Annotated in this window: 12 protein-coding genes and 1 riboswitch; of the genes, 5 read left to right on the top strand and 7 right to left on the bottom strand. The window is 39.2% G+C overall.

Annotated elements, in window-relative coordinates:
• The first annotated feature begins 64 nt into the window (after positions 1–64).
• Entirely contained in the window at positions 65–2,002 is a 1,938-nt protein-coding gene (gene htpG / locus F4V57_RS10100; RefSeq protein WP_070070214.1) for a molecular chaperone HtpG, read from the top strand.
• Positions 2,003–2,400: 398 nt separating this feature from the next.
• Positions 2,401–3,630, top strand: coding sequence for a chloramphenicol efflux MFS transporter CraA (gene craA / locus F4V57_RS10095; protein ID WP_070070213.1), 1,230 nt, complete (start codon positions 2,401–2,403; stop codon positions 3,628–3,630).
• 88 nt (positions 3,631–3,718) lie between these two features.
• Here the strand turns inward: craA and F4V57_RS10090 are convergent, their stop codons facing one another.
• Positions 3,719–4,819: a hypothetical protein gene (locus tag F4V57_RS10090; RefSeq protein ID WP_070070212.1), complete on the bottom strand. Its 1,101-nt coding sequence runs from the start codon at positions 4,817–4,819 to the stop codon at positions 3,719–3,721.
• A gap of 160 nt (positions 4,820–4,979) precedes the next feature.
• Here F4V57_RS10090 and F4V57_RS10085 point away from each other — a divergent pair, with 160 nt between their 5' ends.
• Together F4V57_RS10085 and phoU are read left to right on the top strand one after the other, a co-directional pair.
• Complete coding sequence (locus F4V57_RS10085; protein WP_070070211.1) at positions 4,980–6,311, top strand: TolC family protein; 1,332 nt, start codon at positions 4,980–4,982, stop codon at positions 6,309–6,311.
• Positions 6,312–6,435: 124 nt separating this feature from the next.
• Entirely contained in the window at positions 6,436–7,170 is a 735-nt protein-coding gene (gene phoU, locus F4V57_RS10080; protein WP_141729251.1) for a phosphate signaling complex protein PhoU, read from the top strand.
• A 22-nt stretch (positions 7,171–7,192) separates the two neighbouring features.
• Here phoU and gluQRS read toward each other — a convergent pair whose 3' ends face one another.
• The 5 genes from gluQRS to thiC form a co-directional block, all read right to left on the bottom strand.
• Entirely contained in the window at positions 7,193–8,140 is a 948-nt protein-coding gene (gluQRS, locus tag F4V57_RS10075; RefSeq protein WP_081409231.1) for a tRNA glutamyl-Q(34) synthetase GluQRS, read from the bottom strand.
• 50 nt (positions 8,141–8,190) lie between these two features.
• Positions 8,191–8,715 (bottom strand): RNA polymerase-binding protein DksA, encoded by a 525-nt coding sequence (dksA, locus tag F4V57_RS10070; RefSeq protein WP_070070209.1) that lies wholly within the window; start codon positions 8,713–8,715, stop codon positions 8,191–8,193.
• A 176-nt stretch (positions 8,716–8,891) separates the two neighbouring features.
• The gene (gene cpdA / locus F4V57_RS10065) at positions 8,892–9,716 is read right to left on the bottom strand and encodes a 3',5'-cyclic-AMP phosphodiesterase (RefSeq protein ID WP_070070208.1); all 825 of its coding nucleotides are present in this window, start codon (positions 9,714–9,716) and stop codon (positions 8,892–8,894) included.
• Positions 9,717–9,725: 9 nt separating this feature from the next.
• A complete protein-coding gene (locus F4V57_RS10060; RefSeq protein WP_081409230.1) occupies positions 9,726–10,349 on the bottom strand; it encodes an NUDIX domain-containing protein in 624 nt (207 codons plus the stop codon).
• A gap of 73 nt (positions 10,350–10,422) precedes the next feature.
• Complete coding sequence (thiC, locus tag F4V57_RS10055) at positions 10,423–12,306, bottom strand: phosphomethylpyrimidine synthase ThiC (RefSeq protein WP_070070207.1); 1,884 nt, start codon at positions 12,304–12,306, stop codon at positions 10,423–10,425.
• An 85-nt stretch (positions 12,307–12,391) separates the two neighbouring features.
• A riboswitch (TPP riboswitch) is annotated at positions 12,392–12,527 on the bottom strand.
• Between the two features lie 358 nt (positions 12,528–12,885).
• On the opposite strand from thiC, the gene F4V57_RS10050 reads away from it, so the two are divergent.
• On the top strand, positions 12,886–14,277 hold the full coding sequence (locus F4V57_RS10050) for an amino acid permease (protein WP_070070206.1): 1,392 nt from the start codon (positions 12,886–12,888) through the stop codon (positions 14,275–14,277).
• A 155-nt stretch (positions 14,278–14,432) separates the two neighbouring features.
• Here the strand turns inward: F4V57_RS10050 and glmS are convergent, their stop codons facing one another.
• Positions 14,433–16,271: a glutamine--fructose-6-phosphate transaminase (isomerizing) gene (gene glmS, locus F4V57_RS10045; RefSeq protein ID WP_070070205.1), complete on the bottom strand. Its 1,839-nt coding sequence runs from the start codon at positions 16,269–16,271 to the stop codon at positions 14,433–14,435.
• Between the last annotated feature and the right edge of the window lie 11 nt (positions 16,272–16,282).

Here is a 16,282-nt window from a genome sequence, read left to right as displayed (position 1 = left end):
CACGAATCGCCATTGATGAATAGTCTTGAAAATATTGTTGTATACATAAAATAAGGAGTCCTCAATGAGCGAACAAAATACTACGCAAACCCCTGAATTGCAAAAACATAGCTTTCAGGCAGAAGTTGCCCAGCTCTTGCATTTAGTTACCCACTCTTTATATTCGAATCCAGAAATTTTCTTGCGGGAATTGATTTCTAACGCATCAGATGCCTGTGACAAACTACGTTTTGAAGGGATTAATCATCCTGAATATTATGAAAATGATCCGGATTTACATGTGCGAATCATTTTGGATAAAGACCAAAAAACGCTTACTATTTCTGATAATGGTATTGGATTAAGTCAGCAGGAAGCCATAGATAATTTGGGAACCATTGCCAAATCTGGTACCAAAGATTTTATGTCTAAATTAACAGGTGATCAAAAATCAGATGCACAATTAATTGGTCAATTTGGGGTAGGTTTTTATTCCGGCTTTATTGTTGCAGATAAAATTACCGTAGAATCTCGCCGTGCAGGCTTGGATGCTGTAGAAGGTGTGCGTTGGATCAGTGGTGGTACAGGCGACTTTGAAGTCGAACAAATCAATAAAGTCAGTCGTGGTACGGACATTATTTTACATTTACGTGATGATGCGCTGGATTATCTGGAAAGCTATAAAGTTAAGCAAATTGTCAATAAATACTCTGATCACATTAGCTTGCCAATCCAAATTCAAAAAGAAGTTTGGCAGGAAGAAGAAGTTGCTGAAGGTGAAGAACCTAAAGGTGGTCAATATGTAAAAACGGATGAATGGGAAACGATTAATTCCGCCAGTGCATTATGGACGCGTAACAAAAATGAAATTAGTGATGAGCAATACATCGAGTTTTATAAGAATTTAAGCCATGATTTTGAACCGCCATTGGCATGGTCACATAATCGTGTGGAAGGCAATACCGAATATACCCAATTACTTTACATTCCAAGCAAAGCACCACATGATTTATTTACTCGTGAAGCAAAAGCAGGCATTAAACTTTATGTGAAACGTGTATTCATCATGGATGATGCAGATAATTTAATGCCAAATTATTTGCGTTTTGTGCAAGGTGTTGTAGACAGTGCTGATTTGCCACTGAACGTTAGCCGGGAATTATTGCAAGAAAGTCGTGATGTCAAAATTATTCGTGAAGGGAATACTCGCCGTATCCTCACTTTACTAGACGGTTTGGCAAAATCTGAAGATCAAGCTGATCAGGAAAAATTCAAAAAATTCTATGCTGAATTTGGTTCAGTATTAAAAGAAGGTTTAGGTGAAGATTTTGGTAATCGTGAGCGAATTTTAAAATTATTGCGTTTTGCCACATCAACTCATGATGAGGTGAATACTTCTTTAACGGATTATAAAGCCCGCATGAAAGAAGGACAAAAAGCCATTTATTATGTGACCGCTGACAGTTTAAATGCTGCTAAAAATTCGCCACAACTTGAAGTCTTTAGGAAAAAAGGTATTGAAGTCTTATTGATGGCTGATCGTGTAGATGAATGGGCCATGAATTTTGTGAATGAATTTGATGGCACACCAATGCAAAGCATTGCTAAAGGTGCAGTGGATTTAGGCGACCTTCAGGATGCAGAAGAGAAAAAAGCGCTGGAGCAAGCGGCAGAAGCTTTTAAACCGGTAGTGGAAAAACTTTCTGATTCACTTAAAGATAAAACTAAAGAAGTGCGTGTAACAACTCGTCTGGTTGATTCTCCGGCTTGTCTAGTGACTAGTGAAGGCGAATTATCACCGCAATTGATTCGTATGTTAAAACAAGCTGGACAACCTGTACCAGAAAGTAAACCAATTCTGGAAATTAATCCTGAGCATCCACTGGTGAAAAAGCTTGAAGCAAGTGGTCAGTTTGATGATCTTGCCAATGTGATTTTTGATCAGGCGGTTATTGCTGAAGGCGGCTTACCAGATGATCCAGCTGCTTATGTAAAACGGATTAATAGCTTACTATTAAAATAAAAGCTTGTTCGTTGAATTACTCATCAATACAGCATATTTAAAATTTTTGCGAAATCCGTTATTTTCCCTGAAAAATGGGAAATAACGGTAGCGCAATGAATTGAATCAGAAGTTGATGCTGTGATGGTATGTTTTTTTAGCACAAAATCTTGCATTTCCAAATAAAGCTGCTAACATTTTTGAAACGCTTTTGGCGTATCTAATTTTGATCTCATTATCTCTTTTATGATGATTCTATTAAAGCATCTTGTGAATACGGTGTTTGTTCTACCCATTTCCGGGTAAATTTTCAAAGCTTATTAATTGATGACACAGTGTTATGCTGGGAATAGTCATATTTGTTGCAAAAAATATGACTATGCTGCTGGCGTAGCATTTATTTTACAGTTTGAGAATTCATGCAACCGATTCATACGCAACGATTAACTCGTTCAACATTATTATTTCCACTGGCATTGGTGGTTTTTGAGTTTGCTGTCTATATTGGTAACGATTTAATTCAGCCTGCCATGTTATCCATTACTCAGGATTTTGGTGTAAGTGCCAATTGGGCACCTTCCTCCATGTCTTTCTATTTATTAGGCGGTGCCTGTATTGCATGGTTATTGGGACCTTTATCTGATCGTTTGGGACGTAAAAAAATCTTGCTGGCTGGAGTAATGTTTTTTACTTTGTGCTGTTTATTGATTTTGTTGACGCACAACATATACCAGTTTTTGGTTTTGCGTTTCTTACAAGGATTTGGTTTATCAGTTATTAGTGCAGTAGGTTATGCCGCCATTCAGGAAAGTTTTGCAGAACGTGATGCGATCAAGGTAATGGCATTGATGGCGAACATTTCTCTTTTGGCACCGTTACTTGGACCACTACTTGGAGCGTTTTTAATTGATGCTGTATCTTGGCATTGGGGTTTTGTTGCAATTGCTGGATTATCTTTTTTAAGTTGGTTTGCATTAAAAAGAAAAATGCCTGAGCCATTGCAAAAACCGATTCAGCAACCCTTTATTTATTTGTTTAGAGATTTTAAGACGATATACACTAATGCCAAATTTCTTGGTTTGAGTCTTGCTTTACCAATGGTTACTATGCCATTGATGCTATGGATTGCGTTATCACCAGTTATGTTGGTAGAAAAGCTGGGTTTTACGAGTGTTCAATATGGATTAGCACAACTACCGATATTTTTTGCTTTGATTGCTGGTAACCTTGTTTTAATCAAGATTATTGATCGGTTTGCTTTGGGAAAAACCGCCTTAGTTGGATTACCAATTATGCTTTTGGGCACATTCATTTTACTGCTAGGAATAATCTGGAGCAGTTATCTGGTCCCGTGTTTGTTAATCGGCATGACTTTGATTAGCTTTGGTGAAGGAATTAGTTTTTCTGTACTTTATCGTTTTGCGCTGATGTCTTCGAGTATCGGTAAAGGAACAGTAGCTTCAGCAGTCTCTATGTTACTCATGTTTAGTTTTTTCTTTATTATAGAGTTGGTCAGGTTTCTTTATATCTATTTTCACATCTCAACATTTGTATGGACCTGTATGATTTTGATTGGTCTATGGTTTGTGTATCCACGCATAGTATTGAAACATACCATGCAGCAACGTCTTACATTAGGAAAATTTTAATTGTTGGGCTTAGTTGTTATTGAATTTCAGCATCAACTGGGCATTTCAGCATTACTGAAATGCCCAAATTCTTATTTAGAATAATATATTAAAACCACGCTTCCAGGCGTAATAACGCACTGAGATAATGACTGCGGTCAAGATCTTTATTATTGTAATAATTTAATTCGCTTTGCACAAAAAACCATTCTCGCCAGACCGGTTGGCGCCATGATACAAATGGACCATAACTGTTAAATTTAGAGCCGCCATCATCCAGATTACCAGTAGTATAAATACCGTAGTTAAACCAGTTATTATGAAAAAATTGATGTTGCCGGAAGATTCGGTTTTCCCAAATGAAGTTTGATTCATCGCTATCATCAGTATAAGTAAAACTCAGTTGATCTGATAAAAAGGCTTCATTTGGACGAGCATGACGTAATTCCAGATTTGTTCTGAGATAGTGTTTACTGTCTAGTCCATAACGATAAATTTGTTCGGCATGTGTGCTAAAGTGATTGTTCAATTCCCAGTCTTTTTGTGCTTTTAAGCGAAGGTAAACATCATCTCCTGAACGAACCCCCAGATCGGCATCAGTATCAATTCCCAATGATTTTGAAAGTCGTGACCAGCGTAAGGCAATCGAAGCATTATCATCTCGTGTCTGGCGACGATCCAGAGTTTTATCGGGATTACCTTGCGGATTTTCATTATCAATTCCGACATTACCTCGAATTTCGTTGTCTAGTGAGTCATCACCAAAGACCACACTAAAACGATTTTCTAATGTTGGTAGTTTGATACGCCCACGAATACGAGGTTTTACTGAAAAATCATCATAACGGTTCCAGCGTGTGTCCATCATGATTCGTAAATTGGCAGAAGCTGGATCATTCGGATCTGTTTCACCAAACCAGTTATCAATTTTATGAGCATATTGCTGTAATTTATTGGTAAATTTATATTGTTTTTGATCAACCCAACTATTGTCCTTGGTTTGTTGGGTTTGTGGCACAATACGTTGATCTGATTGTTCGGGTAATACGGTTGGCAAGCGATCAATGGTTTCGGGAATTACATCCAGTAAAGTTCCGGTTGGTTGTGTTGCATCTACTTGATGAACAGTTGCATCATCCTGAGCAAATGTATTTGTGCTGGCTAATCCCATGCATAACATTAGCTGGCTAATTTTATAAAATATTTTCATTGAGTTTGTTTATCCATTTTTTAGCTATTTATGACAGCATATACGAAAATGGTTTTGATGGAAATTTATATTGGCTTTCAGTTATTAACATTAAAAAGATACTTGTATTTCACTTAAAAATTGTTAGGCTTGAGCGAAATCACGAAAATTGAATAGAACAATGCGGAAATTTTGCTGGCTTGGCTTAATTTGTTATTTACCTTTGGGTCATTTACAGGCCATGGATTTAATAGAGGCGTATCAACGTGCTCTGGCCTATGATGCATCATGGCAGGCTAATCAATTAAGGTATCGTGTGGAGCAACAAAATCTGGGTATTGCTCAGGCAGCAGTATTACCTACTGTGAGTGTAAATGCGTCTATAGATAAGCAATATCAAAACGAAAATAGTGCACAAAGTTTTGAAATTAACGGACAACGCTACCATTTGGTGAATTCTGATGTGACAACCCGTCAAGTTTCTGCCAGTATTCGGCAGCCCATTTTCCGTCTCGATGTGTGGCAAAAGTATAAACAGGTCAAAATTTCTACCGATTTGGCAGAGTTAAAATTACAGTATCAACAACAACAATTGATGCTTAATGTTGCCACAGCTTATTTTGATGTTTTACGTCAGCAACAATTGTTAGCTGTATATCGACAAGAGGAACAGGCATTATTTAAACAATTACAAATGATGCAGGCCAAATATAAAGAAGGTCTGATTGCCCGAATCGATGTGAGTGAAGCTAATGCTCAGTATCAAAGTGCTGTGGCAAAACGGACTTCAGGTGAAGTTCAATCACAACTGGCACTTGAACAGTTACAACATTATACAGGGAAAATATATGATGATTTGTCACAGTTGAGTTCGAGCTTTCAGTATCAGTTGCCTATTCCTAATCAAATAGAGGACTGGCAGAATATGGCTTTACGTAATAATTTGGAATTAAATCAAACACGTCTTGCGTATCAGGTTGCATTACAGCAGGTCAAAGTTGATCAAGCGGATGCATACCCTCAGGTTGAAATGGTTGCCAGCAGTGGCTGGAACAAACAATCTCCTGAAAACATTTTGAGCCAGAATGGTCGTGTGGATAAAGTCGGTGTAGAATTAAATTGGACGCCTTTTTTGGGTACACGACAAGCAACACTAAAAAAATCTCAAATCAGCGCAGAAGCTGCACGAGTTGATATTGCTCAGAGTCAAAACCAAATTCAAACTGAAGTAAAACGAAATTTTTTACAGGTGGTTACCGCCTCTCGGCAATTAAATGCCTATAAGGCTGCTCAGGAATCGGCACAATTGGTAGCAGATGCATCGCAGGCAAGTTATCAAGAAGGGCTAAAAACTATGGTGGATGTTTTACTGGCACAGCGTAATGCTTTTTCAGCAACTCAGGATTACGTCAATGCACAATACGATTATTTGCTAAATGTATTACAATTACGTGCAAGCAGTGGTCAACTAACAGAAGCCGACCTTAAAGCATTTAATGCATGGTTAGAATAGACGTGATTCTTGAATGAAAACTTCTCTGCTATTGACATCATTTTGTCATTAAACCGTCATTTAAGTTTCATTAAAATCATTTGTAATGTGTTCTAAAAAGTTTCACTTTTTAGGAGCGCCGATCTTGGAGTCGAATACCCCCGTGTTTAACCATCATATCTCTTCTCAATTTAATGAAAATCTTCAGGACGTCAATAATAAATTTATGTTGATGGGTGGATTGGTTGAGCAGCAAGTGGCAAATGCAATTCATGCTTTACTGGACACTGATCTGGATATGGCATTAAAAGTGCAAATGGAAGATGATGCTGTCAATCAACTGGAACGTGAGATTGATGAAGCTTTGACACTAATTTTGGCTCGCCGGCAGCCGGCAGCCAGCGATTTGCGAATGGTGATCGCCATGAGTAAAGCCAATACCGATTTAGAGCGTATTGGTGATGAAGCTGCCAAGATTGCCAGAATTGCACAAAATTTATGTGAAGAAGGTGAATCTCCACGTGGTTATATGGAAACGCGTCATATTGGTAGTCAGGTGCGTATTATGATGCGTGAGGCGTTGGATGCTTTTGCACGTCTTGATGCTGAACAGGCAGTGCATGTGATGCGTGCGGATGCCGATATCGATCGTGAATATTCTTCAGCCATGCGAACCTTGATGACTTATATGATTGAAGATCCACGTCATATCAGCCGTGTTATGAATGTAATGTGGGTGTTGCGATCACTGGAGCGTATCGGCGATCATGCGCGTAATATTAGTGAGCAAATCATTTACATGGTTAAGGGTATGGATGTGCGTCATACCAGCGTGGATAAAGTACAAGAACAAGTTCAAGGTAAGATTCAGGACGAATAAGTCAGAAGCAGATGTTCTGAGTTTATTGATAAATTCCTGATAAGTGGATTTGATGTTGTGGGATACGAGAGCGATCCCACTGTGTAACAGCCTGTTTTAGCATGATTGCAGGTTGATCAATCTCTATAGGCTCTTGGTGCAGTGCAAGGACTGCTTGTGCCAGTAATTGCGGTGCCTGAGAGAGATCCAGTGCTTGTGCCAGATTTTGTTTGGAAAGTTTTTGTCCCTGTGCATTCATGGCGAGAGGTAAATGCATATATTGTATTTGAGAATAGCCCAGACAATGGCCAAGCCAGATCTGGCGTACAGTATTATCCAGTAAATCTGCTCCACGAACTACGTGCGTGACTCCTTGTAAATGATCATCAACAACTACAGCCAGTTGATAATTAATAATCCCATCACGGCGTTTTAAAACAAAATCCCCCAAATCCTGCTGTAAATTACTGCATTGCTGGCCTTGTAATGCATCTTCAAAGCAAATTTGTTGATCTGTGACTTTTAAACGAATAGCTTGATGCTTAAAATCAAGCTTTAAATTACGACAAGTTCCTGCATAAATCGCATTACTACCTAATATTTTTCTTGTACATTGGCAGGCATAGACTAAATTGCAGTGTTTGAGTTGATCAATGACGGCTTCATAGCGAGCGAGATGATCTTTTTGAAAAATAATAGGTGCATCTGGTTCAAAAGCAAAAGTATCCAGACAGCGTAAAATATGTGATTCACTTCCTGGATAAATTCGCGGAATATCAGTATCTTCAATACGCACCAGCCACTTACCATGTTGTGATTTGGCTTCGCAATAACTGGCTACTGCGGTAATCAATGAACCAAAATGCAAAGGGCCGGTTGGCGAGGGCGCAAACCGACCAATGTATGCATGATTTGGCCATCGCACAGGTGAGAAGTCTGACTTCTCTCGTAACGATGTATCCAAAACGGTTTTTTGCTGTATCTCTGACATGAGCATCGACTAAGAGCTTTGTTGATATCTATCAGGTGAACAGCTCATGATCAACCGTTATTTTGTTTCTCTTTGATTTCTGCAAGCGTCTTGCAGTCAATACAAAGTGTCGCAGTTGGACGGGCTTCCAGACGGCGCAAACCAATTTCGATACCACAGGTTTCACAGTAGCCATAGTCTTCATCTTTAATGGCTTGTAGTGATTGTTCGATTTTGCGAATGAGTTTACGTTCACGATCTCGTGTACGGAGTTCAATGGCAAATTCTTCTTCCTGTGTTGCACGGTCGTTGACATCAGGCAAGGCTGAGGATTCATCCTGCATGGACGTTAATGTACGATCCACTTCTGACATTAGTTCGGTTTTCCAAGCTTCCAGAATTTTACGAAAATGTTCTAATTGTCCTTCGGACATATATTCTTCATTTTTCTTTTCTAGATAAGGTGCAAAACCGAATAAGCTTGCGGTGGTTCCCATTTCTGTCGTGGTTGCCTTAGGCTTGCGTGTGCGTTTTACTGGCTTGTCGGCAGCAACGTCTTTTACATCATCCAGTTGTGTTTGATTGTCATTCGCCATATAGGGCATTCCTCATCGTACAAGTATTTATCTATACGCAATACTCAGGATAAAAACAGACATCTAAAGTCAAAATCAATGCTGTTTTCCCCTAGGGTCGCACATCATATATATTTTTGGTTGAATAAGATAGTGTTAAATCGTGAACAATTGTGGCAAGCATTTTTGATCTCGATTTAGTAATGCGTCAATTGATGATCAATTTCCCCCAAAATTTTATTTATTCGATTGATTTTCGTAATAATTTTACCGTCAGAATACAGCTCCAGAATGCGATAACCAGGAGGTTGAATATCTAGACTAAAGTCCTGACTGTGAGGGCTAAACTGTACACAGGTTGAGGGACAGGACATAAATGCAACTCCTGAAATTGTTTGCTCTGTTGCCTGATGTACATGACCATTAATCACGGCTTTAATCTGTGGATTGGCATGAATACATTGTAAAAATTCTGCTGCATTACGCAGATTTTGCTGATCCAGCCATGCGCAGCCTACAGGAAGACTATGATGATGCATTGCTATCAGGGTGTGGTATTCATGATATTGCGTCAGTACTTCCTGTAATTGATGTAATGTTTCGGCTTTTAAATAACCATGACTGCCTTCTAGTGTTTGACTATTGAGCAGGATTAGACACCAGTGATCAATAATGATGGTTTGGATATCCGGATTTTCTGTATCATAAGTTTCCGGGAATGCCTGATTATCATCATGATTACCCCGAATAAAGATATGTGGTGTATTGAATTGAGCAACTTCGTCCAGATAGATTTGATAACTTCTCGGACTAGGTTCCTGTGTTAGATCACCTGTAGATAAAATGCAGTCATAAGGTGCATATTGCTGTGCATCTCGAAGGACATGTTGCAATGATAAATACGGATTGACACCAATAAATATCCCCTGTTTGTCATTGAGTAAATGCGCATCACTGATTTGTAATATACGAATTGGTTGTTGCGCAAGAGATGTATGAGATTTTGAAAGATGTTTTGCCATCTTCTTATCCTATTTTTTGTTTTTTGCTAAAAATAACTGGAACCATTGTATGGCAACAAGAAGTTCCGCATTACGAATAAGGTCATGTTGAAGTAATGCATCAATATCAGTGTAACGGAAAAGGTGTACACGAATATCTTCCCCTTCAGAAGCTTCACCATGAATACCGCCAGCTTGACTTAGATCAGCTGTTGCAGCATAAAAATAAAAGATTTCATTACTGGCTCCTGTGGAAGTATGGTAACGCTGAATAAAATGAACATTCTGAAGCTGGCAGTTTGCTTCTTCCAGTGCTTCTCGCGTCACACATTGTATGCCATCTTCGCCTTCATCAATCAAGCCAGCAATAATTTCCAGTTGCCATGGTGTATCTCCAGCATTGAGTGCTCCTGCACGAAATTGCTCAATAAGCAGGAATTTTTCTAAATAGGGATCATAAACAAAAACGCCCGCAGCTTGTCGGCGGCGGACGATTTCCCGTGAAATTTCTGGACCAAATTGTTTTGAAGCAAATAAGCGATGTTTTAAGTTCAAAACTTCTACTTGGACAAAGCCTTTGTAACGTGTTTGCGTCCGGATAATCTCAACATCTTCTTGCTTGAATTGTAGCTTAAAGCCTAATTCCTGCATCATATATGATCACCTTAAGAATTCATCTTTCTATATAGGCTAGCAGTCTACATGGATACAGGAAGTACTGTAAAGATTAAACCTTTTGATAAAGTGTATTGCCGTGTTTTTGATATTCTTCCTGCATGTGTTTCATTCCTTCAAGTTGTTGCTGCGCTGCTTGATTTTGCGCATAGTCCCGTACATTTTGGGTGATTTTCATGGAGCAAAATTTTGGCCCACACATTGAACAAAAATGTGCAGATTTATGTGCTTCCTTTGGCATGGTTTCATCATGCATGCTGCGTGCGGTATCCGGATCCAATGCGAGATTGAACTGGTCTTCCCAACGGAATTCAAAACGTGCTTTAGAAAGGGCATTATCACGTGCCTGTGCGCCGGGATGTCCTTTGGCAAGATCTGCGGCATGGGCAGCAATTTTGTAGGTAATAATGCCATCTTTCACGTCTTTTTTATTTGGCAGACCCAAATGTTCTTTCGGGGTGACGTAACACAGCATGGCTGTACCATACCAGCCAATCATTGCAGCACCAATGGCAGAGGTAATATGATCATAGCCCGGTGAAATATCTGTTGTGAGCGGCCCTAAGGTATAAAATGGTGCTTCCTTACAGACTTCAAGTTGTAAATCCATATTTTCTTTGATCATGTGCATTGGCACATGCCCTGGACCTTCAATCATGACTTGTACATCATGTTGCCACGCTTTATGGGTGAGTTCGCCTAGTGTTTTAAGCTCGGAAAATTGTGCTTCATCATTGGCATCCTGAATACAGCCGGGACGTAATCCATCTCCCAGACTAAATGACACGTCATAGGCTTTCATGATCTCGCAGATTTCATCAAAATGCGTGTAGAGAAAATTTTCTTGATGATGTGCCAGACACCACTGTGCCATAATTGAACCACCACGTGATACAATTCCTGTTAAGCGACCGGCAGTTAATGGTACATAGCGTAACAAGACTCCGGCATGAATGGTAAAATAATCTACACCTTGCTCGGCTTGTTCAATTAAGGTGTCTTTAAAAATTTCCCAGTTTAAATCTTCGGCAACACCATTCACTTTTTCCAGAGCCTGATAAATCGGTACAGTACCAATCGGCACAGGCGAGTTTCGGATAATCCATTCACGAGTTTCGTGAATATTTTTACCGGTGGATAAATCCATAATAGTATCGGCACCCCAACGGGTGGCCCAAGTCATTTTTGCTACTTCTTCATCAATCGATGAACCAAGTGCTGAATTCCCGATATTGGCATTGATTTTGACCAGGAAATTCCGCCCGATAATCATTGGCTCACATTCAGGATGGTTGATGTTTGCAGGAATAATAGCTCGACCAGAAGCAATTTCCTGTCGTACAAATTCCGGCGTAATTTCGGTTAAGTTTTTTGCACCAAAATTTTGTCCTGCATGTTGGCGCATATCTACCCCTTCACGCTGGCGTTGATTTTCCCGAATAGCAATATATTCCATTTCAGGTGTAATGATGCCTTGTTTGGCATAATGCATTTGGGTGACGTTTTTCCCGGTCTTAGCTCGTCTTGGATTTTGAATATGAGCAAAACGAATCTCGGCAGTGCGAATATCTCTTAACCGTTCTTGTCCAAAACTTGATGTTAGTCCGGCAAGTTTTTCGGTATCCTGCCGCTCCTCAATCCAGTTTTGGCGGACAAAAGGTAAACCTTTATTTAGATCAATAGTTACGTTCGGATCAGTATAGGCACCGGAAGTATCATAGACACGTAGTGGTAAGTTCTTTTCACCACCTAATCCGGTTGGTGTATCGCTGAGGGTAATTTCACGAAAAGGCACCTGAATATCAGGACGTGAACCCTGAACATAAGTTTTTTGTGATGCCGGTAAAATTCGGGTTAGGTCTTGAGCATCTTGCTCGTGTTGTGCCGCAATATCGGCTGGATTTTGGGATGAATTGAGATTCGTGAATTGGTTCATGGCTTAATCCTTTGGCTGAACAATTACGAATCAAGCATGACCAAAAACATGAATAGATTTATCCTTATTACAGGATGAATAAGACGTTTTTAGCTGGCTTGATTCCTACGCAGGTTTTAACCTGATCAGGTTCAACGGTACTCATTCTTAAATCAGGCCGTAAAAACACCTGTGATTAAAATGATCTCAGCAGTTTGTTAACTGCGCTCCGTCAAGCTGGATTTAGCTTAACATAGGCAAAGCCAAAATGTAGATAGATTTTTACAGAAAAAATTATCAGCTTATTTTGCTTTAATTTATAAGATTTTATTTAAATATTAGATATTTATTACTATTCGATTCATTAAATTTAATTTTTTATCTCCTCATATTTTACAATTTTAAAAGCTTTCTCAAATTTATAGTCTATGCGCTAAAAAAGTTCTTTTTGATTAATATAAGCTTATATTTGGTGCAACTTAAAGACTGAAATGATAACAAATGCAATAAAAATTCATTTAAATTAAATTTTCACATCAATATCCCTAATATGGCATAACAATTGCAAATTTATTCTATTATTTAAAATGAGTCATTGTGATGTCGGATCAACGCTCTAAAAATCTTAAACAAGGTCTCTCGAATCGGCATGTTCAATTAATTGCACTGGGTGGTGCAATTGGTACGGGACTATTTTTGGGATTATCTCATACCATTCAACTGGCAGGACCTGCTGTATTATTAGGCTATGCAATTGCAGGATTTGTGGCATTTTTAATCATGCGTCAGTTGGGAGAAATGGTGGTAGAAGAGCCAGTAAGTGGATCATTTAGTCATTTTGCCTACAAATATTGGGGGCAAATGGCAGGCTTTATGTCTGGCTGGAACTATTGGGTATTGTATGTTTTGGTGAGCATGGCAGAACTAAGTGCAATTGGTGTTTTTGTGCAGTTCTGGTGGCCTGACATGCCAACATGGATTACTGCACTGGTATTCTTTATTGCAATTAACCTTATTAACCTGATTAATGTAAGGTTTTTTGGTGAGCTGGAATTTGCATTTTCATGTATTAAAATTTTGGCAATTATCAGTATGATTGGCTTTGGAATATATCTTTTGGTCACAGGCGGAGCGGGACCATCAGCCGGAGTTAGTAATTTATGGCAACATGGCGGATTTTTACCACATGGCTGGACCGGTCTAATTCAGGCAATGGCATTTATCATGTTTGCTTTTGGTGGACTGGAATTGGTGGGGATTGCCGCAGCAGAAACAAAAAATCCGGGATATACCATTCCTAAGGCCACCAATCAGATTGTTTATCGTATTCTTATTTTTTATATTGGCGCAATTGGGGTATTACTGAGTTTATATCCTTGGGATCAGGTCGCAAAAGGGGGAAGTCCATTTGTGATGATTTTCCAATCATTAAATAGTACAGGCGTGGCAAATGTATTAAATGTTGTGGTATTGGTTGCTGCGGTCTCGGTATATAACAGTTGTGTTTATAGTAATAGTCGTATGTTATTGGGTTTGGCAGAGCAGGGCAATGCACCAAAGTTCCTAAAAAAAGTTAATGGTCGCGGAATTCCTGTTGCGGCATTATTGGTGTCTGCTGTGGTCACAGCATTTTGTGTGGTAATTAATTATGTTGCTCCTAAAAATGCCTTTGAAATTTTAATGATGTTGGTGATTGCTGCGCTTGTCATTAACTGGTTGATGATCTCAATTACACATTTGAAATTTCGTAAATTTATGTTGCAACAAAAACAAACAACGCGTTTTCCAAGTTTAGCTGCGCCGTGGAGTAATTATTTAACTATTGCTTTTGTTATGGGGATTTTATTGATTATGAGCTTAACGGAGGAAATGCGCCTTGCAGTTATTTTGTTACCTGTTTGGTTGATTTTGTTGAGTTTGGCATATATTTTTAAATCGAAAAAATTAAAGTCAATGAAGCTGAAACATATTGCGAGTAATGAAAGTGAATAATGTACACAAGTGGCTGATCTTTCGTATAATAAAAAATTCAGAGTTATACGTAATATAAAAATTACGAATAATTTTTGGGACTGAAATTTAATGTATGAGAGTTATTAATCATTATTAATACTCTCACACAAAAACAACTAAACTTAACAAGAAAGTTATTCTACAGTAACCGATTTGGCCAAATTACGTGGTTGATCGACATCTGTACCACGCAATACTGCCACATGATAAGACAACAATTGTACCGGAATACTATAAATAATTGGCGCTAACCATTCCGATACTGCTGGAATGTGAACCACATGTTGGCGGTCTTTAGCATGAATATCGCTATGCTCATCAGCAAAAACAAATAATTCACCACCACGCGCCTGAACTTCTTCCATATTGGATTTAAGTTTATCCAGCATTTCATCCTTTGGTGCCAGAATTACCACAGGCATGTCATTGTCTACCAGTGCCAGTGGCCCATGTTTTAATTCACCAGCCGCATAACCTTCGGCATGGATATAGGAAATTTCTTTGAGTTTTAAGGCACCTTCTAGTGCAATTGGGAAATGTGTACCACGACCCAAGAATAAACAATGTTGTTTTTCAACAAATAATTCCGATAAACGCAAAATTTCGGCATCATTTTTGAGGGTTTCATTTAAGACTTTTGGCGTATGCCATAAGGCTTGAATCACAGATTGTTTTAAATCAGCAGCAATACTGTTTTTGATTTCCCCCACTTTCAAGACCAAAAGCATCAAGGCTGCTAATTGTGTGGTAAACGCTTTGGTTGAAGCAACACCAATTTCCGGACCGGCTAAAGTAAGCAGATGAAAATCGGTTTCACGTACCATAGATGAGGTAGCGACATTACAAATGGCCATAGTAAAAATAGTTTTGTGCTGCTGTTTGGCGTGACGTTGTACATCACGTAGAGCTGCCAGACTATCAGCGGTTTCACCAGATTGTGAAATGCACAGATACAGGGTATTGGCGACAATTACAGGGTGACGATAACGGTATTCACTGGCAATTTCGACTTGGCAAGGCAAGCCAATGATTTGTTCAAACCAGTATTTTGCAACCATTCCAGCATGGTAGCTGGTACCACAGGCAATGATTTGGATCTGCTGTATGGTATCAAACGCACCATCGGCTTTTTCCAGAAAACCAGCTTTTAAATGCTCGGCATCCAGTGCTTGGGCAATCGTTTGTTGCACAGCTTCTGGTTGCTCAAAAATTTCTTTAAGCATGAAGTGCTTGTATTCGCCTTTACTGCTGCTCATTACTGTTGCATCAAGTTCCTTCACCGGACGATGGGTGAGGACAGTATTAACAAAAATTTCAATACTATTGCGTTTCAGGCGCACAATATCGCCTTCTTCCAGGTAGATAAAACGATTGGTGACAGGGAGTAATGCCAGTTGATCCGAACTGATAAAGTGTTCACCAATACCAACACCGACTACTAATGGAGAACCTTCACGCACTGCAATCAGTTCATCTGGTTGTTGTGCCCAGATGATGCCCAGTGCATAAGCGCCTTTAAGACGTGGTACGATAGTTTGCACTGCTGTTAATAAATCAGGTGTGCTTTTTAAAGCATGGTTGACTAAATGTGCAACAACCTCGGTGTCTGTTTCAGAACTAAAAACGTAACCCAGTTGTTGTAGTTCCTGTTTTAATTCCTGATAATTTTCAATAATACCGTTATGTACCACGGCAACTTCACCGGAAGCATGAGGGTGTGCATTATTTTGAGTGGGTTTACCATGTGTGGCCCAGCGTGTATGGGCAATTCCTAGATTACCATGTAAATGTCGACTGGTAACAGCTTCCACTAGGTTTGCAACTTTTCCTACCTGACGCTCACGAACCACGTGATGATGGTCAATTAATGCCAGTCCGGCGGAGTCATACCCCCGATATTCAAGGCGTTTGAGCCCTTCAATTAAAATTTCTGAGATATTACGTTCAGCGATGCCACCAACAATACCGCACATAAATTTTTCCT

The sequence above is a fragment of the Acinetobacter qingfengensis genome (assembly GCF_008693185.1).
Lineage (GTDB): Bacteria > Pseudomonadota > Gammaproteobacteria > Pseudomonadales > Moraxellaceae > Acinetobacter > Acinetobacter qingfengensis.
Note: the sequence above shows the minus strand (reverse complement) of the source record. Positions and strands in the feature narration are given on the sequence as shown.

Coding starts and splice junctions, on each gene's coding strand:
- htpG (WP_070070214.1), top strand. CDS start 65: ATGAGCGAACAAAATACTACGCAAACCCCTGAATTGCAAAAACATAGC.
- craA (WP_070070213.1), top strand. CDS start 2,401: ATGCAACCGATTCATACGCAACGATTAACTCGTTCAACATTATTATTT.
- F4V57_RS10090 (WP_070070212.1), bottom strand. CDS start 4,819: ATGAAAATATTTTATAAAATTAGCCAGCTAATGTTATGCATGGGATTA.
- F4V57_RS10085 (WP_070070211.1), top strand. CDS start 4,980: ATGCGGAAATTTTGCTGGCTTGGCTTAATTTGTTATTTACCTTTGGGT.
- gluQRS (WP_081409231.1), bottom strand. CDS start 8,140: ATGTCAGAGATACAGCAAAAAACCGTTTTGGATACATCGTTACGAGAG.
- dksA (WP_070070209.1), bottom strand. CDS start 8,715: ATGGCGAATGACAATCAAACACAACTGGATGATGTAAAAGACGTTGCT.
- cpdA (WP_070070208.1), bottom strand. CDS start 9,716: ATGGCAAAACATCTTTCAAAATCTCATACATCTCTTGCGCAACAACCA.
- F4V57_RS10060 (WP_081409230.1), bottom strand. CDS start 10,349: ATGATGCAGGAATTAGGCTTTAAGCTACAATTCAAGCAAGAAGATGTT.
- thiC (WP_070070207.1), bottom strand. CDS start 12,306: ATGAACCAATTCACGAATCTCAATTCATCCCAAAATCCAGCCGATATT.
- F4V57_RS10050 (WP_070070206.1), top strand. CDS start 12,886: ATGTCGGATCAACGCTCTAAAAATCTTAAACAAGGTCTCTCGAATCGG.
- glmS (WP_070070205.1), bottom strand. CDS start 16,271: ATGTGCGGTATTGTTGGTGGCATCGCTGAACGTAATATCTCAGAAATT.